We start from the raw sequence: 25,267 nt of genomic DNA, 5'->3' as shown, positions 1-25,267 counted from the left end.
ACCGGCTGGACCCCGGAGCTTGCGCCGCCGCCGGGCTCGCCGTTCTATTCCTGGCCGACGCTGGGGGGCTATCCTGAGCCGCTGCTGCATCTGGCGGCCAACCATCCAGCACTGCCATTGCAGGGAGAATTCTAGGATATTTTTGCGGATCGTCTCGCTTTCGCTTGGCGCATTGACGCTGCCGGCCGCGGCCGCCGACTATCCCGACCATGCGACCAGGCGCCGCGCTGCGCGCGTCAGCCTCCCGCGCAAGCGGCAGAGGTGCACCGACATCACTCCTCGCCGTCGCGCTTGCGCAGCAAATCCTTGGCGAGGTCGCCGAGCGCCGGACGCGGCAACGCGGTGAACGGCAATGGCCGCGTCACGTCGATGGCGGCGAGCCCAAGCCGGGCGGTCAGTAGTCCGTTGAGCACGCCTTCGCCGAGACGCTGCGAAAGTTTCGCCGCGAGGCCGTGACCGAGCACCTGCTGGATCAGGCTGTCGCTCGCCGCCATGCCGCCGGTAATCGCGGCATGGGCGATGACATGGCGCATCAGCCGGATCATGCCGAGCGCGCCGGGCCGTCCGCCATAGAGATGCGCCAACTGCCGGATCAGGCGCAATGACGCTGCGAACACGAACAATACGTCGATCGTCGCGCGCGGGCTGACGGCGGTGACGATCGAGACGCGCTGGGCAGCCGAGGAGATCAGGCGGCGCGCCTCCTGGTCCAGCGGCGTCATCAACTCGCGCTCCGCCAATCGAATGAGGTCGGCGCCGTCGATGATGTCGCCGGCATGTCCCTGCAGCGTGGCGCGCGCCCGCGCCAGTTGCGGGTTCTGGTGCGCGATTTCCAGCAGCTCCTGCACGATCACCCGGCTTTCCGCGCGGTCGTCGCTCAGCAGCGCGGTAGCGGCGCGAAGATGCATTTTCTCGATCGCCGCAAGTCGCGCCAGACCGAGCGCTTCCCGCACAATCACGACGGCCAGCGCCAGAGCCGCGGCAAAGACAAACCCCAGTCCGAGAATGCCGAGACCTTCGCTGCGCGCGAACAGGTCCTCGATCAAGGCGGTCACGCCGAGCCCTGCGCCGAGCAGGACCAGTCCGCTGATTCCGGCCCAGAACACCGCGCCCCAGCGCCAGCCCCGCCGCACCGGCAGCATCGGCGTCTCGACCGCCACCGGCAGCAACGCAGAGTCGGCTTCCGGCGTGACGTGGACGGTGCCGCGCGACGGGCGGCTTTCCTCGTCCGGGTCCATCACAATCACGCCGGGATCGTCGAGCTTGAAGGTCGCCGGCCGCCGGGAGCGCTCACTCATTGCAGTCTGTCTCCGAGGAGGAATTGGAGGGTGCGGTCGAGGCGGATGTGAGGCAACGCGGCCTCGCTTTCGCCTTCGCGTTCGAGCTCCGGCGGGCGAAAGCGAAGAAAGCGAAAATCGGCCTTGTCCGGCGCTGCGGTGGTCAGTCCGGCGAACGCGCCGGCGTCCCCAAAAAGTTGTTCGGGATCGGCGGGAAGGTCGCCCGGAAAGGTCGCGACCTCGGTGTTGCCGTCGAAACGTTCTCCATTGGCGACTTCGCCCTCGATCGGTGTTCCCAGGATCGAGGGTAATTTTTCGCGGCCGCGCTGCACCTGCGCCTCGCGGGTGGCGCGGACCGCGGCCAGCGCGACCACGTCGATCGCAGCGCCGGTATATTCGGCGCGCGCCACCGCTTTGGCCGCGGCTCGCCGCACGATCGCTTCGAGGCGGTCGTGACTCGAATGATGCAGATGATCGGCCTTGGTGGCGGCAAACAGGATGCGGTCGATCCGCGGCCGGAACAGGTTGCTGAAGAAGGTGCGGTGGCCGATCCGGAAGCAATCCAGGATTCCCGCCAGCGCCGCTTCAAGGTCGACAATCGCTTCCGGTCCGGCATTGAACGCCGCCAGCGCATCGACCAGCACGACCTGGCGATCGAGCCGCGCGAAATGATCGCGGAAGAACGGCCGCACCACCACATCCTTGTAGGCCTCGTAACGCCGGACCATCATTGCCCACAGCGACCCTTCCGGTGCGGCGCCATCGGCCGGCAAATCGAGCGGCGCAAACGTCAGCGCCGGCGTGCCCTTGAGACCGCCCGGCATCAGGAAGCGGCCGGGCGGCAGCAGGCTCATGGCGAAACGCTCGTCGCGGCAGGCGCGCAAATAGTCGGTGAACAGCCGCGCCGCCGCCAGCGCCGCCTGTTCGTCTTCCTTGACCTCGGCATTCAGCGTCGCAAGGTGCGCGTGCCAATCCGTGGCAAGCCGTGCGCGCGGCTGCTGCTGCGACAGCGCGAGACTCTCGCGGGACCATTGCTCGTAGCTCTTGTTGAGCAGCGGCAGGTCGAGCAGCCATTCGCCGGGATAGTCGACGATATCGAGCGTCAGCGTGCGGTCGGCGCCATTCTGCCGCTGATAATCGATCACCAGCCGCAGTTCGCTGATATCGACCGTCGAATTGGGCCAGCGCCGCTGCTCGATCAGGGTGCGGACATGGTTCTCGTAGTCGAAGCGCGGCACCGCATCGTCGGGCTGCGGCTCGAGCCGGGCGCGGGCGATCCGTCCCGTGGCGAGCGGCTCGAACACCGGGAAGCGGCCACCGCGGGTGAGGCCATGGATCAGCGCGGTAATGAACACGGTCTTGCCGGCGCGTGACAATCCTGTGACGCCAAGTCGCACCGTCGGATTGAAAAGATTGTCGCCGTAATCCAGCAAGGCGCGCGCCGACAGGCGTGCTTCCTCGACGATATCGGCAAAAGAGGGAGCCATGCGGGGATGAAAAGCTCGGCAGGGAGGAGGCAATTTGCCCAGGAACCAGGCGGAAAGTGGCGATTAGTGCGCCAAAATCAAGCTCCATACTTAGGACGCGATTGGAACTGAAGAGTTTCAGGATTCGTTGACCTCCCCGGGGGTATGTTTTAACGCGTTGCTACCCGGCTAAACTGGACCGCCATGAGTATCTTCAGACCAAAGCAATTCGCCTCGACATCCGTCCATGTGGCCGCCGGCGCCGTCCGCTGGAATTACGACCGGGCCGAGCTGATCGCGGACGGCGTCGTCCATGGGATCGGCGTGTTCGGCGGGCTGGTCGCTGCCACCGTGCTGATCGTGCTCACCGCGATCTATGCCACCGCGTTCGAAGTCGCCGTGGTGTCGATCTATGTCGCCGGATTGCTGGCGATGCTGGTGCTGTCGGCGACCTATAATCTGTGGCCGGTGTCGCGCGCCAAATGGGTGCTGCGGCGCTTCGATCATTCGGCGATCTATGTGCTGATCGCGGCGACCTACACCCCGTTCATCATGCAGTTGAAAGACAGCATTTTCGCCATGGCGCTGTTGGCCGGGGTGTGGTGCGTGGCGATTGTCGGGATCGTGCTCAAGCTGGTGCTGCCGGGTCGCTTCGACCGGCTTTCGGTCGGGCTCTATCTGGCGATGGGCTGGAGCGGCTTCATGCTCTATGACGCCGTGGTCTCGGCGCTGCCGGCGATGGCGCTGGCATTCGTGGTTGCGGGCGGCGCGCTGTATAGCCTGGGCGTGATCTTTCACGCCTGGCAGCGGCTGCGCTTCCAGAATGCGATCTGGCATTGTTTCGTGCTTTTGGGCGCGGCCTGCCATTACACCGCCGTGCTCGATCTGGTTCTGGCCTGAAGCCTTTCAAATAAGTAGCGGATGCGGCGATGCAGGTGGCCGGTAAATTCGTGGTGGTCACCGGCGGCGCCAACGGTATCGGCCGGGCGCTGTGCGAGGTCTTTCACCGCGCCGGAGCGGCCAAGGTGGTGGTCGCCGATCTCGATCTCGTAGGCGCCGTAGCCGTTGCGGCTTCGGTCGATGGCGTCGCGTTCAAATGCGATGTCGGGCTGGAGAAGGACATCCGCCACGTCATCGAGGAAACCGAGAAACGTTTCGGCCCGATCGCGCTGTTCTGTTCCAACGCCGGCATCGGCGGCGGCTTCGATCCGCTGTCGGAGAACGCCGGTGGCACTTCCGACGAGCCGTTTGCCAAAAGCTGGGCCATCCATGTCATGGCGCATGTCTATGCCGCGCGGCATCTCGTTCCGTTGATGAAGGCGCGCGGCGGCGGCTATTTCCTCAACACGATTTCCGCCGCGGGACTGCTTTCGCAGGTCGGCAGCCCGGCCTATTCGGCGACCAAGCATGGCGCGGTGGGATTTGCCGAGAACCTTGCGATCTCGCACCGGGACCACGGCATCAAGGTTTCGATCCTGTGCCCGCAGGGCGTCGACACCAACATGCTGCGCTCGATCCCGAAGGGACCGCAATCCGGCGACGGCGACCTCACCCCGGAGCAGGTCGCGAAAGATGCGCTGGCCGGCATCGAGCAGGAGACCTTTGTCATTCTGCCGCACCCGCAGGTGCTGGGCTACATGCGCAAGAAAACCGAGAACTACGATCGCTGGATCGCCGGCATGGCGAAGATCCAGGCCAGGATGCGGGAAGCCTACGGGAAGTCGTGAGCTTCAGGCGTCATTTCGCCCTGAACGGCACCTATGAACACCCGTCCACCAGAACCAGCCTGCTGGTCGTGGTCCGGTGGCGAATACTGAAAAGATCCTGACAATCCGGATCGCTCAGGAACGCCTCGGCATTTTCCCGTGCCGGGAACTCGATCACCACCATCCGCTCCGGCCTCCAGTCGCCTTCCATGATCGTCGGCTGAACGCCCTGCACGATGTATCTTCCGGAGTGCTTCTTGATGAACGCCGGGATAGCGGCGATGTACGGCCTGAAGCCCGCGAAATCATGGATGGTCAGGTCGAGCACGAGATAGGCTTTCACGGTTGGAGACTCCAGCTTTCCCGGATCATCAAGGGCGCGATGTCCCGTGCGCGTAAAGTAACGGCACCGCCGAATCCACCATTACCTCGATCAGGCTGACGCCGTCATGCGCGAGGCCGCGCTTGAGCGCCGGCGCCAGTTCGGAAGCCTTGCCGACGCGCACCGCATCGCAGCCCAGCCCTTGCGCGATCCGGACGAAATCGATGCCGGGCAGATCGAGGCCTGGCACTTTGCGCACCTGCATCACCTGGCTGAACGAGCGCATCGCCCCGTAGCCTTCATTGTTGATCACGATCACCGTCAGCGGCAGCCTGCGTTGCGCCGCGGTCCACAGCGCCTGGATCGAATACATCGCCGAGCCGTCGCCGATCAGGCCAACGGTCCGGCGCTCCGGATGCGCCAGCGCGACGCCGACCGCGGCCGGCAGGCCGAAACCGAGTCCGCCGCTCGCCATGGTGTAGAAACTGTCCTGTCCGCGCATCGGCATGAATCTGTGCATCGTCGGCCGGTGCGATGGGGCTTCCTCCACCAGCACGGCGTCCCCGGGCATGGCAGCCGCAAGCGCATGCAGCAGGAATTCCGCCGGAATCGGATCGGCCGCGGCGGGCGCCGGTGGCAGCACGCGGCCCGTCGGCATCGCACGCTCGGTTTCGGGCAAGAGTTCAAGCAGCATCGCCAGCGCGGGCTTCATGGTGGCGATGATGCTGGTGCCCGATGGCGCTACCGCGGCCGCGGTCGGATCGTCGGTGATCTGGAAGATCGTGGTCGCGCCGTCGAAGATCGAGGCGTGGCCCTCGACATGGAACGTGAACACCGGCGCGCCGACCACGACCACCAGGTCATGTTCGCGCAGCGCGTCCGAAAGCTGCGCCGGCGAGGCGTGAAGAAAGCCCGCAAATTGCGGATGCCGTTCCGGGAAACTGCAGCGCGCCGAAAACGGACTGACCCAGATCGCCGCTTTGGTCTTCTCCGCGACCCGCATCGTCAGGTCGACCGCCTGCGCGCGATCGACGCCGGGGCCGACCACGAGGGCAGGGCGCTTGCTGTCTGAGAAGGCCGCGGCCAGCGCCTTCATCGCGTCGGGATCGGGACCGATCTCGCGGCTGATGCTGCGGGCCTGCACGGCTTGCGTTTGCTGGGTCCAGTCGTCGATCGGCACCGAGACGAAGGTCGGCCCGCAAGGCGGCTGCATCGCCACGTAGTAGGCGCGCGCGATCGCCGCCGGGACATCTTCGGCGCGCGCCGGCTCGACGCTGAACTTGACATAGGGCCGCGGAAATTCCGAGGCGCGCTCGGCATAGAGAAACGCCTGCAGCGGCACGATGCTGCGCGCCTGCTGTCCGGCGGTAATCACCAGCGGCGTCTGGTTGCGATGGGCGGTATAGATGTTGCCGAGCGCGTTGCCGACGCCGGCCCCCGAATGCAGGTTGACGAAGCCGGCGTTGCGGGTGGCCTGGGCATAACCGTCGGCCATGCCGACGACGGAGGCTTCCTGCAGTCCCAGCACGTAGTCGATGTCGTCAGGCCAGTCGCTCAGGAACGGCAACTCGGTCGAGCCGGGATTGCCGAACACCTTCCTTATGCCAAACGCCCGCAACAGCTCCAGCGTCGCATGTTTGACGCTGACTGACGCCGTAGCGGCTTTTTCGGGCTTACGGGACAATGCAGTGTACCCTTATTCGAATTGCAAATTCCCGTCATTGCGAGCGGAGCGAAGCAATCCAGCTTCTTTCTTCCGAAGAAAGCTGGATTGCTTCGTCGCTTCGCTCCTCGCAATGACGAACACTACCACGTCGCGGTGCCCTTCATGGTCGGCTGACCGGCCGAATTCGCGGTCCATGTTTCCATGCCGCCATCGGTTTGGTTGGCGTTGACGCTGAACTCGCCCTCGAACAGGGGCTGCAGCCCGCGGTAGCTGAATTTTTTCGGCGCCGCGCCGCCATGCAGCCGTGCGGCGAATTCCACCTGCAAGGCCGCCTGCATCGGGCCGTGGAAGATCAGGCCGGGATAACCCTCGACCTTGGTGACGTAATCGCGGTCGTAATGGATACGATGGCCGTTGAAGGTCAAGGCGGAATAGCGAAACAGCAGCACCGGATCGGCAAGATGGGTTTCGCGATGCTGCGCGGCGGGCGCTGCGGCCGCCGGCTTGGCCGGCGCGGGCGTTTGTGCGCCGGCCGATATGTCGCGATAGACGATGTCCTGCCGCTCGCGCAGCGCGGTGCCGCGCGGCGTCGTGATCCGGTGTTCCACGGACACGAAGCACAACGCGCCGGTGCTGCCGGTCTTCATCGACACATCCGATATCCGCGAGGTTCGCGTCATCTCATCGCCGACCCGCAACGGTTCGAGGAATTCAAGCTCGCCGCCGGCCCACATCCGGCGCGGCAGCGGCACCGGCGGCAGGAAGCCGCCGCGGGTGGGATGGCCGTCCGGTCCGAGTTCCGACATCGGATAGACCGGCTGCGCCAGGCACCAATGCGCGGTGAACGGCGCCGCATCGCCCGGCTTCGGCGCGCCGATCTCCATGAACAGCGTGGCGCGCAGGCCGCGCACCAGTTGCGCGGTGACGATGTCGGAGGCTTCATTGCTGCGGCCGATCCACTGGCGCAGATGGTCGAGATCGGGTTTTTCGGTCATCACGATTTGGTCCGGGCGCGAGAGGCTTTGGGGATCTCGGTGTGGTCGCCGATGCCGGGCACGGCGCCATAGTGACGCGGCTGATCGACGACGATGGCCGCGGGCGCAGGATAGGTCACGACCCCGGCCGGCGTATCCACTTCGATGCGGCGCAGATGCGGATGCACCGCGAGATCGGCCATGGTGTTGACCTCGGCAAACGCAATGTCGGCGTCGGACAGGCGCTTCAGCAGCTGGTCACGGGTCATCGCCGCAAAGCTGTCGCCGACCGTCTTGTCGGTCAGCGCGCGGTTGCGAACGCGCTCGACCATGTTGGAGAATCTGCGATCGTCGGGCAGCGCGGGCTGACCCAGCACATCGGCGCATAACTTTTTCCATTCGCGCTCGCTCTGGATCGAAATCAGGATGTCCTTGCCGTCTTTGGAGCGAAACACGCCGTAGGGCGCGATCGAGGGATGGGCGAGGCCCATCCGCTGCGGCGGGTTGCCGGCTTCGGCGTTGAGCAGCGGCACCGTCAGCCAGTCGGCCATTACGTCGAACATCGAGATCCGGATGTCGGCGCCCTTGCCGTGGCGGGACCGCCCGATCAAGGCCTCGAGGATGGCGGCATGCGCGGTGGCGCCGGTGCCGATATCGACGATCGACACGCCGACGCGCGAAGGACCCTCCGGACCGCCGGTGACCGAGGCAAGGCCGCTCTCGGCCTGGATCAGGAGATCATAGGCCTTGCGATGGGCATGGGGGCCGTCGTCGCCATAGCCCGAGATGGTGCAGCAGATCAGCGCCGGGTAATCCTTTTTCAACCGGTCGAGCGAAAAGCCGAGCTTGTCCATCGAGCCCGGCTTGAGGTTCTGCAGCAGCACGTCGGCGCTTGAGATCAGCCCTTCGAGGGTCGCGCGGCCTTCATTGGTCGTCAGATCGATGACCACGGATTCCTTGCCGCGGTTGAGCCAGACGAAATAGCTGCTTTGCCCCTTGGCCGCGGCATCGTAGCCGCGGGCGAAATCGCCTTCCGGCCGCTCCACCTTGATGACGCGCGCGCCGGCATCCGCCAGCCGCGAGCTGCAGAAGGGGGCGGCGACCGCCTGTTCGACGGCAACGACGGTCAGTCCTTCGAGTGGCAGCATCGGCGTTTCTCAGTAGGAGCGCGGCATGCCCAGCACGTGCTCGGCCAGGAATGACAAAACCAGATTGGTCGAGATCGGCGCCACCTGGTAGAGCCGGGTCTCGCGGAACTTGCGTTCGATGTCGTATTCTTCCGCAAAGCCAAAGCCGCCATGGGTCTGCACGCAGGCGTTGGCGGCTTCCCAGGAGGCGTCGGCCGCCAGCATCTTGGCCATATTGGCCTCGGCGCCGCAATCGATGCCGGCTTCATATCGGCGGGTGGCTTCCTTGACCATCAGTTCGGCGGCGCGCATCGCCGCATAGGCCTTGGCGATCGGAAACTGGACGCCCTGATTCTGTCCGATCGGACGGCCGAACACGGAGCGTTCCTTGGCATAGGCGGAAGCTTTCGCGATAAACCATTTGGCGTCGCCGACGCATTCGGCCGCGATCAGGATACGCTCGGCATTCATGCCGGAGAGGATGTAGCGAAAGCCGCTGCCTTCCTCGCCGATCAGGTTTTCCGCGGGCACCTTCAGATCGGTGAAGAACACCTCGGTGGTGGAATGATTCATCATGGTGCGGATCGGGCTGATCGACAGCCCGTTGTTCTTGGCCGCCTGCATGTCGACGATGAATACCGACAGGCCGTCGGTGCGTTTTTTGGCCTGCTCCTTTGGCGTGGTTCGCGCCAGCAGGATCATCAGGTCGGAATATTCGGCGCGGCTGGTCCAGATTTTCTGGCCGTTGACGATGTAGCTGTCGTTGCCGTCGCGCCGGGCGAACGTCTTCAGCGACGAGGTGTCGGTGCCGCTGGTCGGCTCGGTGACGCCGAACGCCTGCAGCCGCAATTGCCCGCTGGCCACTTTCGGCAGCCACTTGGCCTTTTGCGCGTCGCTGCCGTGACGCAGCAGCGTGCCCATGGTGTACATCTGGGCGTGGCAGCCGCCGCCATTGCATCCGGCGCGCTGGATCTCTTCCAGGATCGCGGCGGCTGCGGACAGTTTCAGCCCGGCGCCGCCATATTCCTCCGGGATCAACACCGAGAGGTAACCGGCTTCCGTCAGCGCATCGACGAAAGCCTTCGGGTAGGCCATCTCACGATCGAGCTTGCGCCAGTATTCGCCGGGAAACTGCGCGCAAAGCTTTGCCACGGCGTCGCGGATATCGGCATGGTCGTCTGGTTCTGTTGAGGTCATCGGAACTCGGGTGGCAGGTCGAGGGCGCGGCACCCTGCGATCTCAGCACGCAGGATGGGCAAGGTGCAAGGTGCGCACTATCACGCTGGAATGCGCACCGGCAGGGTTTCGTAGCCTTTCACGAAGCTCGAATAGACCCGCTTGGGTTCGCCGACCACCTCGATCGTGTCGAAGCGCTTGAGCATCTCCTGCCACACGATCTTCAACTGCAGTTCGGCGAGCCGCATGCCGACGCAGCGGTGGATGCCGAAGCCGAACGACAAATGGGTGCGCGGGCGGGCGCGGTCGATGATGAAGTCGTTGGGGTTCTCGATTGCTTCTTCGTCGCGGTTGCCCGAGACGTACCACATCACCACACGGTCGCCTTTCCGGATGGTCTTGCCGCCGAGCTCGGTATCGACCAGCGCGGTGCGCCGCATATGCGCCAGCGGCGTCTGCCAGCGGATCACCTCGGGCACCATGCTGTCGATCAGCGCCGGATTGTCGCGCAGCTTCCGGTACTGGTCGGGGTTTTCGTTCAGGGCGAGCACCGAGCCGCTCATGGTGTTGCGGGTGGTGTCGTTGCCGCCGACGATCAACAGGATGATGTTGCCCATCAAGTTGTCGCGGTCCATGTTCCGGGTGGCGTCGCTGTGCGCCATCATCGAGACCAGGTCGTTGCGCGGCTCGGCATTGACGCGCTCGTTCCACAGATTTGCGAAGTAGGCCGCGCACTCGTCCATCTCGGCGCGGCGCTGTTCGTGGGATTCCACGATCCCGCCCTTGGGCAGCGCGGTGGCGACGTCGGACCAGCGCGTCAGCTTGCGGCGTTCTTCCCAGGGAAAGTCGAACAGGGTCGCCAGCATCTGGGTGGTCAGTTCGATCGACACCCGGTCGACGAAATTGAAGGTCTCGTTGCGCGGCAACCCGTCGAGCACCTTGCCGGCGCGTTCGCGGATCAGGACCGCGAGTTGGTCCAGATGCGTCGGCGTGAACATCGGCGACACGGTCTTGCGCTGGGCCGAGTGCCGAGGCTGGTCCATCGCGATGAAGCTCGGCCAGTCATAGCCTTCCGGAGCGTCGCGGATCGAGATGCCGCCGAGGGTGGAGTCCGACGAGAACAGGCCGTGATTGGTGTCGACATGCATGATGTCGTTGTATTTGGTGACCGACCAATACGGCTCGATCGGCGCGTTGGTGCAATAATGCACCGGCTCTTCCTTGCGCAGCCGCTCGAACCAGGGCCACAGCGTGTCGTTCTGGAACAGCCGCGGCGCGCCCGGATGAAAATCCTTCAACGGCGTCGAATAGGCCTCCTCGCGCGCGGCGCGCGCAAGCTCGGCCTTGTCGGCTTTCACGGCGGTCTGGATGTTCATCGTCGATCGATCCCAAAATCTGAACGCATTCAGCCGGCGATGCGGACCGGCAGCGTTTCGTAACCCTTGACGAAGCTGGAATACACCCGCTTCGGTTCGCCGACCACCTCAATGTTGTCGAAACGCTTGAGGATCTCTTCCCAGATGATCTTCAATTGCAGTTCGGCCAGCCTGATTCCGACGCAGCGATGGATGCCGAAGCCGAACGAGATATGGGTGCGCGGCCGGGCGCGATCGATGATGAACTCGTAGGGACGCTCGATCACCTCGTCGTCGCGGTTGCCCGAGACGTACCACATCACCACCTTGTCGCCCTTCTTGAACTGCCTGCCGCGGAACTCGTAATCCTCAAGCGCGGTGCGGCGCATATGGGCGAGCGGCGTCTGCCAGCGGATCACCTCCGGCACGAAACTGTCGATCAGCGCCGGGTTGTCGCGCAGCTTCCTGTACTGGTCCGGATTCTGGCTCAAGGCATAGATGCTGCCCGACAGCGTGTTGCGGGTGGTGTCGTTGCCGCCGACGATCAGCAGGATCAGGTTGCCGAGGAAATTCTGCGGGTCCATGTCGCGGGTGGCTTCGCTGTGCGCCATCATCGACAGCAGGTCGCTCTTCGGCTCCTGGTCGATGCGCTCGTTCCACAGCCGCTTGAAATAGGTCGCGCATTCGATCAATTCGGCCTGCCGGGCCGCTTCGGTCGGCACCACGCCGTCGGGACCGGGCAAGGTGGTGGCGACGTCGGACCAGCGCGTCAGCTTGCGGCGATCCTCCCAGGGGAAATCGAACAGCACCGCGAGCATCTGCGTCGTCAGCTCGATCGAGACCTGGTCGACCCAGTCGAACACGTCGTTCTTCGGCAGGTTGTCGAGGCATTCGGCCGAGCGCTTGCGGATGTTGATCGCGAGCTGGTCGAGATGGGTCGGCGTGAACATCGGCGCCACGGTCTTGCGCTGCGCGCTGTGGCGCGGCTGGTCCATGGCGATGAAGCTTTCGCGCCTTAAGTCGACCGCGGCATCGCGGATGGTGATGCCGCCGAGCGAGGCCGCCGAGGAGAACACCGCATGATTGGTCTCGATGTCCATGATGTCGTTGTATTTGGTGATCGACCAATAGGGGCCGAACACGCTGTCTTTGCAGTAATGGACCGGGTCTTCCTTGCGCAGCCGGTCGAAATACGGCCAGAACGAATCGCTGCGAAACAGCTCGGGATCGCCGGGATCGAATTGCTCGAGCGGGATCGAATAGGCCCGTTCCCGCTCGGCCTTTTGACGGGAATCCCGGTCGGCATCGATCGTTCCGTGCATCTGGCGTCTCCTCGGATTGTCCCCGGCCGCGGCTGGCCCGGCAGGACGACTGTTGGCCGAATTACATCCCGTTGCGGGCACGAGGGCAAGGGCGAGTTTATTGCCTCTTCTCAGTTTGTCTGGCCCGTGACATGGTTGTTTTCTTTAGAATAATAAGGCCGTTGGCGGCACCGGCGCCATCGGCCCGGAGGCAGTCGGCCATGATCCCCAATGCGCAGCGGATGTTCAATTTCGATCTCGGCGAAACCGCGGATGCGATCCGCGAAACGGTGCGCGATTTCTCCACCCATGAAATCGCGCCGCGCGCCGCCGAAATCGACAAGAGCAATCAATTTCCCCGCGATCTCTGGCCCAAGCTCGGCGCGCTCGGCCTGCACGGGATTACCGTCGAGGAGGAATATGGCGGCTCCGGGCTCGGCTATCTCGAGCATTGCATCGCGATGGAGGAGATCTCGCGCGCATCGGCCGCGGTCGGCCTGTCCTACGGCGCGCATTCCAACCTTTGCGTCAACCAGCTCCGCCGCAACGGCAGCGACGCGCAAAAGCGCAAATACCTGCCGAAGCTGATCTCGGGCGAGCATGTCGGCGCGCTGGCGATGTCGGAACCCGGCGCCGGCTCCGACGTGGTGTCGATGACGACGCGCGCCGAGAAGAAGGGCGACCGCTACGTCGTCAACGGCGCCAAGATGTGGATCACCAACGGCCCGATTGCCGAAACGCTGGTGGTCTATGCCAAGACCGATCCGGCCGCCGGCCCGCGCGGCATCACCGCTTTCGTCATCGAAAAGGGCATGAAGGGATTTTCCACCGCGCAAAAGCTCGACAAGCTCGGCATGCGCGGCTCCGACACCGGCGAGCTGGTGTTCGAGGATTGCGAAGTGCCGGAAGACAACGTGCTCGGCGAGGTCGGCCGCGGCGTCAACGTGCTGATGTCGGGCCTGGATTACGAGCGTTCGGTGCTGGCGGCGGGCCCGCTCGGCATCATGCAGGCCTGCCTCGACGTGGTGATGCCCTATCTGCACGAGCGCAAGCAGTTCGGCCAGCCGATCGGCAGCTTCCAGCTGGTGCAGGGCAAGATCGCCGACATGTATACGACGATGAATGCATCCCGCGCTTACGTGTACGCCGTCGCAAAGGCCTGCGATCGCGGCGAGACCACGCGCGAGGATGCGGCCGGCGCCATTCTCTATGCGTCCGAAAAGGCGACGCAATGCGCGCTCGACGCGATCCAGTTGCTCGGCGGCAACGGCTATATCAACGATTACCCGACCGGACGCCTGCTGCGCGACGCCAAGCTTTATGAGATCGGCGCCGGCACCAGCGAAATCCGGCGCATGCTGATCGGGCGCGAATTGTTCGAGAAATCCGCGTGAGGCTCGAACGGAAGCGCATCTTGAACGACCAATAATCGATCCCGCATTCGCCTGGGCTTTTTCGGGGGAGTTGATTCGTGAATCAGATGGGGTCTGTCCCGCAGCATCCGGTGCCGCCGCCGCCGGTGCCGGTGTCGTTTTCCGGCGACCGCGGCGAGTTCCGCCGGCTGGTGATGCGGGGCACCGGCCTTGAACTCGTCACCGTCGGATTTTACCGGTTCTGGCTCGCCACCGACATTCGCCGCCATCTGTGGTCGAACACCGATATCGGCGAGGATGCGGCGGAATATACCGGCACCGGAAAGGAATTGCTGCTCGGATTCCTGTTTGCGCTGGCGATCCTGGTGCCGATCTACCTCATCTACTTCCTGATCGGTCTCGAAGCCGAGCGCGCCAGGGCTTTTGCCAGCATTCCCCTGTTCCTGTTCTTCTATGTGTTCGGGCAATTCGCGATCTACCGGGCGCGGCGCTATCGCCTGACCCGCACGGTGTGGCGCGGGGTGCGGTTCTGGATGAGCGGCTCGGGCTGGGCCTATGCGGCGCGCGCGGCACTATGGGGCTTGCTGGCGATCGTCACCCTTGGCCTTGCGCTACCATGGCGTGAAGCAGCGCTTGAGCGCTACAAGATGCGGCATTCCTATTACGGCGATCTCGAGGGCAGTTTCGCAGGAAGCGGCTGGGAACTGTTCAGGCAAGGCTGGTGGCTGTGGCTGTTGGGCGTCCTGGTCGTGGTGATGGCGTTGGCGGCTGCCAAGGCTCCGGGGGTGTCATCGCTGTTGATGGTGGCGGCGCCCTTCCTGTATGGCACGTTCAAAGCTATCGAATGGCGCTGGTGGCTCTCGGGCATCCGGTTCGGCGCGGTGCGGTTTGAATCGGCGCTGTCGCGAACGGCGCTGATCGGCCTTTACTGGAAGGTGATCGGCTGGTTCTTCCTGCTGGTCATGCTGTTCTCGGCCTATGCGTTCGCCTGCGCGGCCCTGATCGCGAGCGTGAACCAGACGCCGATCGCCAAGCTGTTCGTGCCGGGCAATCTGCAGGCCAGCATTCCGATGCTCGGGCTTTCGATCGTGGGCTATCTGGCGCTGGTGCTCGGGATGAACGTCGTGATGCGGATGTACCTGTTGCGCGATGTGTGGGCGCGAGTCATTTCCTCGACCGCCGTCCACAATATCGAGGCGGCGGCGAACGTTGTCGCCAGGGGCGAACTGGCAAGCGCGCTGGGCGAGGGCTTTGCCGACGGGCTGGACGTCGCCGGATTCTAGCGCATGAGCATGCCTCCCACCGATGATCCCGCCGGACCGGATGAAACTTCGTCCGGGCCGCGCCGTTCGTCGATTTATTTCGATGGCGCGTCGAGCCGCCGTCACGCGGTCACGCTTTCCTTCGGCGACCGGCTCAAGATCGACGGCGATGCGGGCAGCCTCGCGGTGTGGCCCTATGCCGACATCCGCCGCGCCGACAGCCCAATCGGCCTATTGCGCCTGAGCTGCGTGACGGCGCCGGCGCTGGCGCGGCTGGAGATCCGCGATGCGGCGCTGGCCACCGAGGTGATCGCCCGCTGCACCCGGCTCGATGAAAATTTTCCCGACCGCCGCGGCACGGCGAGAATTGTCGGCTGGTCGATCGCCGCCGCGGTCTCGATCATCGGCGCCGTCTGGTTCGGTGTCCCGCTGGCGGCGGACCGCCTGACGCCGCTGGTGCCGCAATCGTTCGAGCGGCGGCTTGGTGCGGTGGCGGACGATCAGGTCAAGACGATCTTCGGCGCCGGCAAGGTTTGCGACAAGCCTGAAGGGCAGGCCGCCTTCGGCAAGCTCGTGAACGAACTGCGCGAGGCGGCGGGACTGGATACCTCGATCCAGACCGCGGTGCTGGCGACCTCGGTTCCCAACGCCTTCGCGCTGCCCGGCGGCAAGGTCTATCTGTTCAACGGGCTGCTGGCGCGGGCGCAAAACCCCGACGAGATCGCCGGCGTGCTGGCACACGAGCTCGGCCATCTGCGCCATCGCGACGGCACCCGCAACCTGATCTACAACGGCGGCACTTCGTTTCTGATCGGATTGTTGTTCGGCGATGTCACCGGTTCGAGCGCGCTGGTGTTTGCCTCGCGCTCGCTGGTGACGGCGTCGTATTCGCGCGAGGCCGAGCAGAATGCCGATACGGTTTCGATCGAGGTGATGCACAGGCTGGGACGGCCGACCAGGCCGATGGGCGAATTGCTGTTTCGCGTCACCGGCAAGGAAGGCGACAGCGGATTGACCATTCTCGCCAACCATCCGCTCACGGAAGATCGCCTGAAACGCATGAGCGACGAGAACCGGCCGCCGAGCGGCCCGCCGCTGTTGAGCGAGCAGGAATGGGCCGCGCTCAAGGCGATCTGCAGTTCCGGCTCGCGCTGAACGCCAGCGCGTCGTCCCCGCGTTCGCAGGAACCACAATCTACTCCGGCAGGCCGTTGACGTTCTTCACCCAGACGCGGACATCGGCGAGCACTTCCGGCAGCACCGCTTTGACTTCGTCGATGGTCATGCCGACCTTGATGCGCGGGTCGTACAGCACGTTGAGGATGTACTGGTCGTAAACGTCGAAGTATCCCATCGACACATTGTCGTTGAACATGGTCCAGGGCACCGAACTGGTATCGTTGATCGGTCCCAGCGATTGCAGCAGTTCCTCATAGGCGCAGTCGAGGAAGACGAAATCGCCGTTGTCGACGGTCAGGAACACGTCGGAGTGCTCGATTTCGAACCTGTCGTTCTTGCGAAAGCCGGACAGGCATTGCGGATCGAGCGAGGATCGGATCTCTCTCGCGCGCTCGCCGCCGTAGAAGGCGGTGATGGTGCGGAACAGATCGCGGTCGCGCACCAGTTTGACCACGACATTGGCGCCGGCGCTGCTGTCGGCCATCGCGATGTCGAGGTGCTGAACGCGCTGCCCGATGTCGGCGACCACGTTGGCGAGCTGCGCTTTCCGATCCGGACGGTTGAGGCCGTCGGCGAACACCCGCACCGGCACGTCGTATTTCCTGATCCGGTCGACCCGGCCGGCCATATGAAATTCGGCGCCGAACGCGGTCTTGAAAAAGCCTTCGGTGATCTCGCTGTCGGTGAAGGTCTTCTTCTCGGCGCGCTGGCGCGAGGCGATGGCGGGAATTTCACCGGATACGGCCGGCGCGACCAAGTCGCCGCACGCCATTCCGGCCAGAAAGACCGCGAATATCGTTGAGATTTGCGAAGGCCCGCTCATCGCAACAACGCTGCCGCAATCGGACCCCGCGCGCAAGTTCCGCTCGCGAAATGCCATTCGATGTAACGTCAACGCGATTCTGCTCCCTCTCCCACCCAACTCGGGTTTACCCGAGTTGGGCATCTGAAATAGTCGAAGTCGGATATATCCGACTTCGATGGGAGAGGGTCGGGGTGAGGGGTTACGGTCCATCGATAGACCTTAACCCCTCACCCGGCGCTCCGCGCTGACCTCTCCCGATGGGAGAGGTGGCGGCACGCGCCTTCGCGAAACCTTTGACGAAAGGCGTCAGGAATGATTGATCTTGCCTGCATTGAAGAAATGTCGCGAACGGGAGTGGAATGATGAACGGTGCGGAAAGTCTGGTGCGGACCTTGGTGGCGGGCGGCGTGGACGTCTGCTTCGCCAATCCGGGTACCTCCGAAATGCATTTTGTCGCGGCGTTGGACCGGGTCGAGGGCATGCGCTGCGTGCTCGGCCTGTTCGAGGGCGTGGTGACGGGCGCGGCCGACGGCTATTTCCGCATGACCAATTCGCCGGCCTCGACGCTGCTGCATCTCGGACCCGGCCTCGCCAACGGCCTTGCCAATCTGCACAACGCCAAGAAGGCCAATTCCGGCATCGTCAACATCGTCGGCCAGCATGCGGTCTATCACATCGGATATAATGCGCCGCTGACTTCCGATATCGAGGGCCTGGCGCGGCCGATGTCGGCCTGGGTGCGCACCTCGCCGGACGCCAAATCCGTCGCCGCCGACGGTGCTGCCGCGATTGCCGCGGCCAGGAGCGCGCCGCCGCAGGTCGCGACCCTGATCCTGCCCGCCGATACCGCCTGGAACGAGGCCGACGGCGTAGCCCAGGTGGCCGCCGATTCCCAGCGCGCCAGTTATTCGTCGGAAGCCGTCGACAACGCCGCCAGGGTGTTGCGCGGACCCGAGACGCTGTTGCTGCTGACGGGAAGCGCCTTGACCGAACAAGGCCTGGCGCTGGCGGCGCAAATCTCCGGCAAAACCGGCTGCAAGGTACTGGGCCAGACCTACAATCCGCGGATGGCGCGCGGGCGGGGACGGTTCTCGATCGACCGGATTCCCTATGTGATCGAACTGGCGCTGCCGATCCTGAAGGATTTCAAGCATATCGTGCTGGTCGAGGCCAACGACCCGGTGGCGTTTTTCGCCTATCCCAACAAGCCGAGCATGCTGAAGCCCGCGGGCTGCGAGGTCCATCGCATGACCGCGGGCGGCGACAATTCGGTCGCGGCCCTGGACGCGCTGGCGAGCGCCGTCGGCGCCAGGCCGTCGGACGCCAAGCCGCAGAAGCTGGTGGAGTTGGTCAAGCCGACCGGTCCATTGACGCACGCCTCGATCGCGCAGGCGATTGCGATGGCGATTCCGGAAAACGCCATCGTGGTCGATGAATCCATCACCACCGGGCGCGGCTTCTTTCCGCCGACCGCGGCGGCGGCGCCGCACGACTGGCTCCAGAACATGGGCGGCTCGATCGGATTTTCGCCGCCGGTCGCGACCGGTGCGGCGGTCGCATGCCCGGACCGCAAGGTGATCTGCATGGTCGGCGACGGCAGCGCGATGTACACGATTCAGGCGCTGTGGACCCAGGCCCGCGAAAACCTCAACGTCCTGACCATCGTGTTCGCCAACCGCATCTACCAGATCCTGCGCGGCGAATTCGACGGCGTCGGCGCCGGCGAGCCGGGCCAGCGCGCCATGGACATGCTGAAGCTCGACCGCCCGGCGCTCGACTTCGTGTCGCTCGCCAGGGGCATGGGCGTTCCCGGGCGCTCCGTCAGCAACGTCGACGATTTCGTCAAGGCGCTGGCCGAAGGCGTCGCCGAAAAAGGTCCGCGGCTGATCGAAGTGCAGATGTGAATATTCGTCATTCCGGGGCGATGCCGACGGGTCCGCGCAAAAGCGCGGCCCGATTGACGGAGTAAGGGGCAAGATGCACGCCGAACTGGAAAAAGTCATACACGCGCTTGAGGTGTTTTACGCGCGCGAGACCCATATTCTGGAAAAGGACCTCGGCGAGCGCACGCTGACCCATCGGCTGGCGGTGCATCTCGAACGGCAATTCGAGGGCTGGCAGACCGACTGCGACTACAGCCGGCTCGGCGAGCGCACCCTGCGGCTGCCGAGGGGAAGCATCGTCTCGACCGACGATCATCTCGGAAAATCCGTTTACCCCGACATCGTCGTGCACCAGCGCGAGATCCCCAACAACCTGCTCGCCATCGAGGTCCGGAAAGAGGGCAACCATCAGCCGCCGGAACACGACCAGCACAAGCTGCGCGGCCTGACCGACCCGCATCTGTGGTTCGCCTACCGGATCGGACTCTACCTGACGCTGGGAAAGAAGGGCGTCACGGCGTCGGAGGTGTATGTCGGCGGGGTAAAGGACGGGCACCTGTCGGTGTGGTTCGCTGCAAGGCTGAAGGAGGCGGGAGTGGGCTGACAGGGACCTGAACCCGAGCCAGGATCGATGGAACCGGCCGCCACGACGGCGGTTATCCTCCTGAGAAAAAATTAGGAGGCTGTCATGTCGGATCAATGGCGATCTCCCAGCGACGGGATCGACGAAATGCGCGGGGCGAGCGAAGACGAAGCCCTTTACGTCACCGGCTGGACCATCAGCGGGCTGGCGACGCTGGGCGTGATCGTCGCGGTCTGGATGTTCGGGATTTGAGGCGTTGACGGTGTGGCGTTGGTCTGCTGCTCTCAGGAGAGAGCTCACCCGTTGAGCGGGTGGAAAAACCCAATCCGCGCGGCGATGATGGGTGAGGTTTCACCAGCCGCACAAGGTCGCCACTTGAACGCACACTTGGCATCAAGCTGCTTTAATTTCGGCCCATTTCCACATTGTCTATGACTGGGTTGAGTGTGTGGGACAGGTGGTTCGAATGCGTAAGCGTGCGGAGTTCCAAATCGAGAAGATCGTCGCTGCGTGCGACGGCGATTTGCATGGTGCAATTCGAGCGTTGATGATGGTGAATGAATACCTGGAAGGCGAGTTGGTGGCACTGCAATCCGCTTTGGCAACCGGCGAGCGTTCCAGGCGGCGCGCCAATTATTCGCTGCACTAGAGCGTTTTCGAGCGACGTGTCGGCTCAAAACAAGTGTCCGCCGGCCGGACCCGGACGGCCTAGTCGAACGCGACGCCGATCCTGCGCTCCTTGTGCCATACGAGGCGGCACGGCAGGTGCAATCCTTCGCCCGGCATATCCAGGATAAACCTCTCCGGGATTCCGGCCGGGGTGGCGACCTCCAGCGCGGCCCCGGTCGTGGAGAGGTTGCGGACCAGGCAATCGATGCTGCCGCCGCCGAACCTGATGGTCCCGCTCTTCAAAACGCGATGCCGAGGCGCTCTGCGATGTTCACCCATGGGATCAGGATATGACAAAATCCTAAGAAATCGATAAAGCGCAACGAAGAAACTCCACTCTTTTGGCTTTACCCCATATCAACTGAAGTGCCAGCCGGAGCGGCTTCAGAACGTCAAATCGACGACCGGCGCTTCGCCGCACTGCCAGCAACAGTTGGTGCAGTTGTATTGCGACCCAAGATCCTTGCGGCCAATGCCCCAATGTCTGACCTGTTCGGAGTTTTCAAAACCATAACAGGCCTTTTTCCCCCGCATGCAAACGATATCCATCGTGTCTTCGGTATTGTCGGGTATTAAAACAGGCTCTCCATGGATGCCGGTAGAGTCATCATCATCGTAAACTCCGCCAGTGATGGGAACGCCCGTTCTGTTTCTGAACGTCCATCGCATAGGCAACTCGGGAACGCATTCTGCGGGCCCGGTATTGCACCGGGCATTGCACATGATGGATTGATAGATGAAGCCACCCTCGTCTGCGTCTTTTTGCAGTTCTCCGAAACACCTGGACAAGCATTGTTTGTCCGCGGTGCATTTATCCTTGCTGAGATGCTCTTGATCCGCACCCGGCTGGGAATGATCCCCGCAATTGGCGGACGTGATGGGGAGTAAAATCGCCAGCAGTCCGTACAATGCGATTTTCATTTTCCCCTCGCTGTTTTGCAGGCAAAAAAGTATCGCAGGTAGCCCGGTCAACGCACAAGGGATCGAACCTTGGACCTGTTCAGCCAGGAGGCGGAATCGCCTGCAAGACGTCACTGAAAACGCCGTACTGCGCTTTGAACGCTTGCGCGCTGTAGTCCTGGTAGTATCCCGCGGTCACCGCGACAACGAGGTCGAGCTCCGGGACGATGCGAATCGACTGCCCGCCTCGGCCCAGCGCTCCAATCCAGTGGACCTCACGCCCATTGTGCAGGGAGCGGCCGAGCCACCACAGGTATCCATAGGATTGATTATCCGTGGCCTTGATCTTCAATGCCGTCGAGATCTCGATCCAGCCGCTGGAAACGATCTGACGGTCGTTCCAGCGGCCGCCCGCGAGGACGAGCTGGCCGATTTTTGCCATGTCGCGCGGTCGCAAGCGCAATCCCCCTCCGGCATCGGTATCCCCCTTGACTCGAATCCACTCCACTTTGGTAATGCCCAAAGGCTCGAATATCGTCTCGCGCGCAAATTCGTCGAGCGGGCGTCCGGTAGCCTTGCGGACGATGGCCGACACCAGCGCGAGTGCGCCGGTGTTGTAGAAGAACTCCGGTCCAGGTGGGGCCGTCACCGGCAGACCGAGGACGTAACGACACGGATCCGATGCCATATGCATCCGCGCCTCGTCGTTGTTGAAGTCTCCGGTGCTGGGGGTCGCCTCGACCCACGCCAGACCCATCGACATCGTGAGCACGTGCACCAGCTGGATGCGTTCCTTTTCGGGGCTACGCAGGTCCGACAATTCGGGGAAGAAGCTGAAGATCGGTTCGTTGATGCTGCCTATCAGTCCGCGATCGATTGCGATCCCGACCGCGAGTGACGCGACGCTCTTTGAAACCGATTTCACGTCATGCAGCGTATCGGCATCAAAGCTGACGTGTTCGACCCGGCTGCCGAAAATGCCGGGAATCTCGTCGGAACCGCTGAAGTACCGCTCGAACACCAGCCTGCCGCCACGGGCGACCAGCACGGCATGTATATTGGGGTCGCCCAAGGCGGCGAGCCGATCCGCCATTCTGCACAGCGCCGCGCGGTCGATGCGCTTGTCGTTATCAAGGGTGGTGACGGGCCAGCCGTCGTCTCGCCTGGCCGGAACACCGCAACCGTCGGGCGGGTCCGCGTACAGCGGCGACACCGTGAACGGTGCCAGCGCCGTGCCACCGAGAAGTGAAAAAAACTGGCGCCGTTTCATTTGATCCTCTCGTTCACGCCTTTTGTACCTCGTCGAGGTCAGCATAAGATCTGGCCGATATCGCGTCTGAGCTTATCGGATTTTCGATAGCGTGCGATGTCCGTTCTGTTGCGCATAACGGCCGATGCACCGTCAGCGCATGACAGGGCTGTTGTTCCCATCGCGATCCGTCTATCCGGTTGCTGATAGCGTCTTCGCCTCGCCGCGCCGATGCGTGGGGCCCATAGGCGGCGCGGAGGAGCTTGGAGTTATTGAGCCTGCGATGTCGGATCGCGGTCCGGGCGGACCGATCACGCACATCAACCGTTCGCGCCAGGAGCGCGACCGCCACAGGTCGCGGGCCATCGCCGCCCATTCATGGAATGCAATGATCACGGGGTTGTTGGAATGCAGCGGCGTCACCAGGCCGTAACGGCATGGCACGTCGTCGCGCTCGCTGACGAAGGTTCCGAACAGGCGGTCGAATACGATGAAGATGCCGCCGTAATTGCGGTCGAGATATTCCGGATTGGCGGCGTGGTGCACCCGATGATGGGAGGGCGTGTTGAGCACATATTCGAGCCAACCGAGTTTCGGGATCCATTCGGCATGCAGCCAGAATTGGTAGAGCAGGCCAAGGCCGGCGGCGATGAATACCGGACCCGGCGCAAAACCGAGCCAGATCATCGGCACATAAAACACCCCGGCGCCGGCCAGCCGCCCGGTCCAGCCGAACCGGTAGGCGGCGGATAAATTGAACTCGTTCGTTGAATGGTGGACCGCATGCGATGCCCAGAACCAGCGAACGCGGTGACTGGCCCGATGGAACCAGTAATAGAAGAAATCCTGGCCGATCGCGAGCACGACGACCGCGCTGGCGGTGTCGAGCGGCACGGTGAACAAGCGGTGGCGCCAGGCAAAACCGATGACCGGCGCCGCGAGGCTCGCCGAGAGGAACACCATGACAAGGTACTCCCGTCCCAGCGCATCGGCCAGCGAGGCAAAAAAGGCCCGCCAGTTGTAGTTTCGCCGCATCACGAGGGCGAGGAAGACGGCTTCGAGCGTTGCGATCGCGATCACGACCGGAAGGGCGAATTCGAGCATGTGGACGAGCTGCGTCACGGCTGGGCTCCCGTTCGGTCAGCGCGCCGAAGCGGTGCGCTGTCTGCCGTTAGCGTGTCACGGGAGGCGTTTTGCCGCTCGCCGGGTTTCAACCACGGCTGGCCGGATTCCACGAACGGCTGGCCGATTCCGGAAGCGGCGACGCGCTTTCGAGACCCCCGAGATGGGCGCGACGATATTCCGTCGGCGTCAGCCCGGTATGGTTCTTGAACGCCCGGTTGAAGGGCCCGATCGAACCGAAGCCGGCGTCGAGCGCAATCGTCAGAATCGGTACCTCGGCCTGGTCGCGATCGGCCAGCGCGGCCGTCACCTCGGTCAGCCGGTAGCCGTTGACGAAGGCGCTGAAATTGCGGTGCCCGAGTTGCCGGTTGATCAGGCGGCGCAGCCGGTATTCCTGAACGCCGAGACTTCGGGACAGCGAGGCGATGCTCAAGGCGTCCTCGCGATAGGGCTTGCCATTCTCCATCAGCCTGCGAAGGGCCTCAAGCAGGGCGGCCTCTGGTCCCGTCGCGGGCGGAACCGGCCGCGGATCGTCGGTGCGCGCTTGCGCCGAACTGACGCGCGGCGCGTCCAGCGCCAGTCGGTCTTTCGTCAGGCGCAGCGAAAACAGGAAGAACAGTCCGACCAGCACGATCGCATTGATGAGGCTGAACGGGGCGCGGCCGAGAATGCCGGGCCAGATCCACTGCGCTACGATGATCACGATGATATAGAGCGCGACGCAAACCGCATATTCGACGCGAAGCCGGCGCCGCCACTCCACCAGATCCGTCCCCCGGCCGGCCAGCGCATGCCAGACGGCGAACAGCACGAACAGCAGCGCCAGGGCGTCATAGGCGGCCACGAGAGCCGGCGGCGAGCCGAACATTTGCCGCCACGCAAGGGTGGCGAGCCCGAGCCAGGCGAGCGCGTGGTACCAGCGCGCGCGGAATTCGTCGTTGAACAGCGCCGCGCTCACGATCCAGAACACGGCTGGCGCGCTTGAACTGACGATGTGGATCGGCATTCTCCAGCGCAGGTCGAGCGCGTCGAAGCCCGGCGACGATTCGACGATGAAGGCTGCCGCACAGAACTGCAGCAGCGCCGAATAGCGGCTTAATCGGTTTGTCAGGAGGTCGCGGGCGTGCAGGCCGACAGTGAGCAGGAGGATCGCGATCGCGCCTCCCCGCAAGGCGGCTTCCAGGGTCGACATTGAGCTGATGGCCGGTTGATCGTTGCCTCGAAGAGAGAGAATCTCACTCTGTCCTGAGTGTCAACATAACGGAAGAGACTGTCGTGCTCCAATCAGGCGCGGTCGGCGCATCCCGCCGCCGCGTGCGCGTTAAGATCGCGGACTGCACGTAGTGGGTAGAGGGCGGGAGCCGTGGTGGACGCACAAGGGATCGAACCTTGGACCTCTCCCGTGTGAAGGGAACGCTCTCCCGCTGAGCTATGCGTCCGGGATGTTCTGCGCGCCGTCAAAGGCCGTTGGATCGGCGTCCAGTGCCGGCGATTTACGAAGTGCAGGGCACGCGTGTCAAGTCATCGGCCTCAAATGAACCATCCGCCGCTACGCGATAAAACGAATTGTTGAATGCAATCAATCCTATTTTGCCCGACGGGCAAATCACCGAATCCTGTTAAGCCCGCTTTGCAAAAATATTCTGATTTTCAGAAGTCAAAATCAGCAGTATAGCTTTTCCGTCCCGCCCACCGAGGGGCGTTGCGCAACGTCATCAACGCGCGGCGGGATGCGGTGGACGCAAGGCGGCGCGCTGACGAGGCGCTGCTCTCGCGGACGGCGAAGTCGTGTGGTCCTGACACCCCGACGCTGGTGTCAAGTTTGCGAAAGGCAACTTTCGCAGATGACGGTGGCAAGAAAGCCCGGTCACCG

General features: G+C 63.7%; 24 protein-coding genes and 1 tRNA gene. 9 read left to right on the top strand and 16 right to left on the bottom strand.

What is annotated here, in order from left to right; genetic code table 11:
• Positions 1–272: 272 nt before the first annotated feature.
• Together E7813_RS25040 and E7813_RS25035 are read right to left on the bottom strand one after the other, a co-directional pair.
• A complete protein-coding gene (locus E7813_RS25040) occupies positions 273–1,298 on the bottom strand; it encodes a TIGR01620 family protein (RefSeq protein ID WP_291577972.1) in 1,026 nt (341 codons plus the stop codon).
• Positions 1,295–2,764, bottom strand: a complete 1,470-nt coding sequence (locus E7813_RS25035) for a YcjX family protein (protein ID WP_291577971.1) — start codon at positions 2,762–2,764, stop codon at positions 1,295–1,297. The genes E7813_RS25040 and E7813_RS25035 overlap by 4 nt, the downstream gene beginning before the upstream one ends.
• A 183-nt stretch (positions 2,765–2,947) precedes the next feature.
• On the opposite strand from E7813_RS25035, the gene E7813_RS25030 reads away from it, so the two are divergent.
• Together E7813_RS25030 and E7813_RS25025 are read left to right on the top strand one after the other, a co-directional pair.
• A complete protein-coding gene (locus tag E7813_RS25030) occupies positions 2,948–3,643 on the top strand; it encodes a hemolysin III family protein (protein ID WP_291577970.1) in 696 nt (231 codons plus the stop codon).
• A 29-nt stretch (positions 3,644–3,672) separates the two neighbouring features.
• Positions 3,673–4,470, top strand: a complete 798-nt coding sequence (locus tag E7813_RS25025; protein ID WP_291577969.1) for an SDR family oxidoreductase — start codon at positions 3,673–3,675, stop codon at positions 4,468–4,470.
• 31 nt (positions 4,471–4,501) lie between these two features.
• Here the strand turns inward: E7813_RS25025 and E7813_RS25020 are convergent, their stop codons facing one another.
• From E7813_RS25020 to E7813_RS24990, 7 genes are all read right to left on the bottom strand, one after another.
• Positions 4,502–4,792, bottom strand: coding sequence for a DUF1330 domain-containing protein (locus tag E7813_RS25020; RefSeq protein WP_291577968.1), 291 nt, complete (start codon positions 4,790–4,792; stop codon positions 4,502–4,504).
• 28 nt (positions 4,793–4,820) lie between these two features.
• Entirely contained in the window at positions 4,821–6,455 is a 1,635-nt protein-coding gene (gene mdlC / locus E7813_RS25015; RefSeq protein WP_291577967.1) for a benzoylformate decarboxylase, read from the bottom strand.
• A 122-nt stretch (positions 6,456–6,577) separates the two neighbouring features.
• Positions 6,578–7,432 (bottom strand): MaoC family dehydratase N-terminal domain-containing protein, encoded by an 855-nt coding sequence (locus E7813_RS25010; protein WP_291577966.1) that lies wholly within the window; start codon positions 7,430–7,432, stop codon positions 6,578–6,580.
• Positions 7,432–8,559, bottom strand: a complete 1,128-nt coding sequence (locus E7813_RS25005) for a CaiB/BaiF CoA-transferase family protein (protein WP_291577965.1) — start codon at positions 8,557–8,559, stop codon at positions 7,432–7,434. Before E7813_RS25005 ends, E7813_RS25010 begins: the two co-directional genes overlap by 1 nt.
• A gap of 9 nt (positions 8,560–8,568) precedes the next feature.
• The gene (locus E7813_RS25000) at positions 8,569–9,735 is read right to left on the bottom strand and encodes an acyl-CoA dehydrogenase family protein (protein ID WP_291577964.1); all 1,167 of its coding nucleotides are present in this window, start codon (positions 9,733–9,735) and stop codon (positions 8,569–8,571) included.
• Between the two features lie 80 nt (positions 9,736–9,815).
• Positions 9,816–11,090 carry a cytochrome P450 gene (locus E7813_RS24995; RefSeq protein ID WP_291577963.1) on the bottom strand — a complete coding sequence of 425 codons (1,275 nt, stop codon included), beginning with the start codon at positions 11,088–11,090 and terminating at the stop codon, positions 9,816–9,818.
• 29 nt (positions 11,091–11,119) lie between these two features.
• Positions 11,120–12,391: a cytochrome P450 gene (locus tag E7813_RS24990; protein WP_291577962.1), complete on the bottom strand. Its 1,272-nt coding sequence runs from the start codon at positions 12,389–12,391 to the stop codon at positions 11,120–11,122.
• 200 nt (positions 12,392–12,591) lie between these two features.
• Here E7813_RS24990 and E7813_RS24985 point away from each other — a divergent pair, with 200 nt between their 5' ends.
• The 3 genes from E7813_RS24985 (at position 12,592) to E7813_RS24975 (ending at position 16,160) form a co-directional block, all read left to right on the top strand.
• Positions 12,592–13,764, top strand: a complete 1,173-nt coding sequence (locus E7813_RS24985; protein WP_291577961.1) for an isovaleryl-CoA dehydrogenase — start codon at positions 12,592–12,594, stop codon at positions 13,762–13,764.
• An 86-nt stretch (positions 13,765–13,850) separates the two neighbouring features.
• Positions 13,851–15,026 (top strand): DUF898 family protein, encoded by a 1,176-nt coding sequence (locus tag E7813_RS24980; RefSeq protein WP_291577975.1) that lies wholly within the window; start codon positions 13,851–13,853, stop codon positions 15,024–15,026.
• Between the two features lie 9 nt (positions 15,027–15,035).
• Positions 15,036–16,160: a M48 family metallopeptidase gene (locus tag E7813_RS24975; protein WP_291577974.1), complete on the top strand. Its 1,125-nt coding sequence runs from the start codon at positions 15,036–15,038 to the stop codon at positions 16,158–16,160.
• 39 nt (positions 16,161–16,199) lie between these two features.
• On the opposite strand, the gene E7813_RS24970 is transcribed toward E7813_RS24975, so the two are convergent.
• The gene (locus E7813_RS24970) at positions 16,200–16,955 is read right to left on the bottom strand and encodes a DUF2927 domain-containing protein (protein WP_291577973.1); all 756 of its coding nucleotides are present in this window, start codon (positions 16,953–16,955) and stop codon (positions 16,200–16,202) included.
• Between the two features lie 395 nt (positions 16,956–17,350).
• Between E7813_RS24970 and E7813_RS24965 the strand changes: the two genes are divergently transcribed.
• The 4 genes from E7813_RS24965 to E7813_RS24950 all read left to right on the top strand — a co-directional run bounded on the left by E7813_RS24965 (position 17,351) and on the right by E7813_RS24950 (position 20,103).
• On the top strand, positions 17,351–18,892 hold the full coding sequence (locus E7813_RS24965; RefSeq protein WP_291577960.1) for an acetolactate synthase large subunit: 1,542 nt from the start codon (positions 17,351–17,353) through the stop codon (positions 18,890–18,892).
• A gap of 73 nt (positions 18,893–18,965) precedes the next feature.
• Complete coding sequence (locus E7813_RS24960) at positions 18,966–19,475, top strand: hypothetical protein (RefSeq protein ID WP_291577959.1); 510 nt, start codon at positions 18,966–18,968, stop codon at positions 19,473–19,475.
• A gap of 84 nt (positions 19,476–19,559) precedes the next feature.
• Positions 19,560–19,706: a hypothetical protein gene (locus tag E7813_RS24955; protein ID WP_291577958.1), complete on the top strand. Its 147-nt coding sequence runs from the start codon at positions 19,560–19,562 to the stop codon at positions 19,704–19,706.
• Positions 19,707–19,920: 214 nt separating this feature from the next.
• Complete coding sequence (locus tag E7813_RS24950; protein ID WP_291577957.1) at positions 19,921–20,103, top strand: hypothetical protein; 183 nt, start codon at positions 19,921–19,923, stop codon at positions 20,101–20,103.
• 59 nt (positions 20,104–20,162) lie between these two features.
• On the opposite strand, the gene E7813_RS24945 is transcribed toward E7813_RS24950, so the two are convergent.
• The 6 genes from E7813_RS24945 to E7813_RS24920 all read right to left on the bottom strand — a co-directional run bounded on the left by E7813_RS24945 (position 20,163) and on the right by E7813_RS24920 (position 24,833).
• Positions 20,163–20,402: a PilZ domain-containing protein gene (locus tag E7813_RS24945; protein WP_291577956.1), complete on the bottom strand. Its 240-nt coding sequence runs from the start codon at positions 20,400–20,402 to the stop codon at positions 20,163–20,165.
• A gap of 105 nt (positions 20,403–20,507) precedes the next feature.
• Positions 20,508–21,044, bottom strand: a complete 537-nt coding sequence (locus E7813_RS24940; RefSeq protein WP_291577955.1) for a hypothetical protein — start codon at positions 21,042–21,044, stop codon at positions 20,508–20,510.
• 79 nt (positions 21,045–21,123) lie between these two features.
• The gene (locus E7813_RS24935) at positions 21,124–22,293 is read right to left on the bottom strand and encodes a serine hydrolase (RefSeq protein ID WP_291577954.1); all 1,170 of its coding nucleotides are present in this window, start codon (positions 22,291–22,293) and stop codon (positions 21,124–21,126) included.
• A gap of 171 nt (positions 22,294–22,464) precedes the next feature.
• Entirely contained in the window at positions 22,465–23,394 is a 930-nt protein-coding gene (locus E7813_RS24930; protein WP_291577953.1) for a sterol desaturase family protein, read from the bottom strand.
• An 88-nt stretch (positions 23,395–23,482) separates the two neighbouring features.
• Complete coding sequence (locus E7813_RS24925; RefSeq protein WP_291577952.1) at positions 23,483–24,586, bottom strand: helix-turn-helix domain-containing protein; 1,104 nt, start codon at positions 24,584–24,586, stop codon at positions 23,483–23,485.
• A gap of 172 nt (positions 24,587–24,758) precedes the next feature.
• Positions 24,759–24,833: transfer RNA gene (locus E7813_RS24920), tRNA-Val, on the bottom strand.
• Between the last annotated feature and the right edge of the window lie 434 nt (positions 24,834–25,267).

The organism is Bradyrhizobium sp. (assembly GCF_004799405.1).
Classification (GTDB): Bacteria; Pseudomonadota; Alphaproteobacteria; order Rhizobiales; family Xanthobacteraceae; genus Bradyrhizobium.
Note: the sequence above shows the minus strand (reverse complement) of the source record. Positions and strands in the feature narration are given on the sequence as shown.

Coding starts and splice junctions, on each gene's coding strand:
- E7813_RS25030 (WP_291577970.1), top strand. CDS start 2,948: ATGAGTATCTTCAGACCAAAGCAATTCGCCTCGACATCCGTCCATGTG.
- E7813_RS25035 (WP_291577971.1), bottom strand. CDS start 2,764: ATGGCTCCCTCTTTTGCCGATATCGTCGAGGAAGCACGCCTGTCGGCG.
- E7813_RS24950 (WP_291577957.1), top strand. CDS start 19,921: ATGCGTAAGCGTGCGGAGTTCCAAATCGAGAAGATCGTCGCTGCGTGC.
- E7813_RS24940 (WP_291577955.1), bottom strand. CDS start 21,044: ATGAAAATCGCATTGTACGGACTGCTGGCGATTTTACTCCCCATCACG.
- E7813_RS24985 (WP_291577961.1), top strand. CDS start 12,592: ATGATCCCCAATGCGCAGCGGATGTTCAATTTCGATCTCGGCGAAACC.
- E7813_RS25005 (WP_291577965.1), bottom strand. CDS start 8,559: ATGCTGCCACTCGAAGGACTGACCGTCGTTGCCGTCGAACAGGCGGTC.
- E7813_RS24925 (WP_291577952.1), bottom strand. CDS start 24,586: ATGTCGACCCTGGAAGCCGCCTTGCGGGGAGGCGCGATCGCGATCCTC.
- E7813_RS25000 (WP_291577964.1), bottom strand. CDS start 9,735: ATGACCTCAACAGAACCAGACGACCATGCCGATATCCGCGACGCCGTG.
- E7813_RS25040 (WP_291577972.1), bottom strand. CDS start 1,298: ATGAGTGAGCGCTCCCGGCGGCCGGCGACCTTCAAGCTCGACGATCCC.
- E7813_RS24955 (WP_291577958.1), top strand. CDS start 19,560: ATGTCGGATCAATGGCGATCTCCCAGCGACGGGATCGACGAAATGCGC.
- E7813_RS24945 (WP_291577956.1), bottom strand. CDS start 20,402: ATGGGTGAACATCGCAGAGCGCCTCGGCATCGCGTTTTGAAGAGCGGG.
- E7813_RS24995 (WP_291577963.1), bottom strand. CDS start 11,090: ATGAACATCCAGACCGCCGTGAAAGCCGACAAGGCCGAGCTTGCGCGC.
- E7813_RS24980 (WP_291577975.1), top strand. CDS start 13,851: ATGGGGTCTGTCCCGCAGCATCCGGTGCCGCCGCCGCCGGTGCCGGTG.
- E7813_RS25010 (WP_291577966.1), bottom strand. CDS start 7,432: ATGACCGAAAAACCCGATCTCGACCATCTGCGCCAGTGGATCGGCCGC.
- E7813_RS24975 (WP_291577974.1), top strand. CDS start 15,036: ATGCCTCCCACCGATGATCCCGCCGGACCGGATGAAACTTCGTCCGGG.
- E7813_RS25025 (WP_291577969.1), top strand. CDS start 3,673: ATGCAGGTGGCCGGTAAATTCGTGGTGGTCACCGGCGGCGCCAACGGT.
- E7813_RS24990 (WP_291577962.1), bottom strand. CDS start 12,391: ATGCACGGAACGATCGATGCCGACCGGGATTCCCGTCAAAAGGCCGAG.
- E7813_RS24960 (WP_291577959.1), top strand. CDS start 18,966: ATGCACGCCGAACTGGAAAAAGTCATACACGCGCTTGAGGTGTTTTAC.
- E7813_RS24970 (WP_291577973.1), bottom strand. CDS start 16,955: ATGGCGTGCGGCGACTTGGTCGCGCCGGCCGTATCCGGTGAAATTCCC.
- E7813_RS24935 (WP_291577954.1), bottom strand. CDS start 22,293: ATGAAACGGCGCCAGTTTTTTTCACTTCTCGGTGGCACGGCGCTGGCA.
- E7813_RS24965 (WP_291577960.1), top strand. CDS start 17,351: ATGAACGGTGCGGAAAGTCTGGTGCGGACCTTGGTGGCGGGCGGCGTG.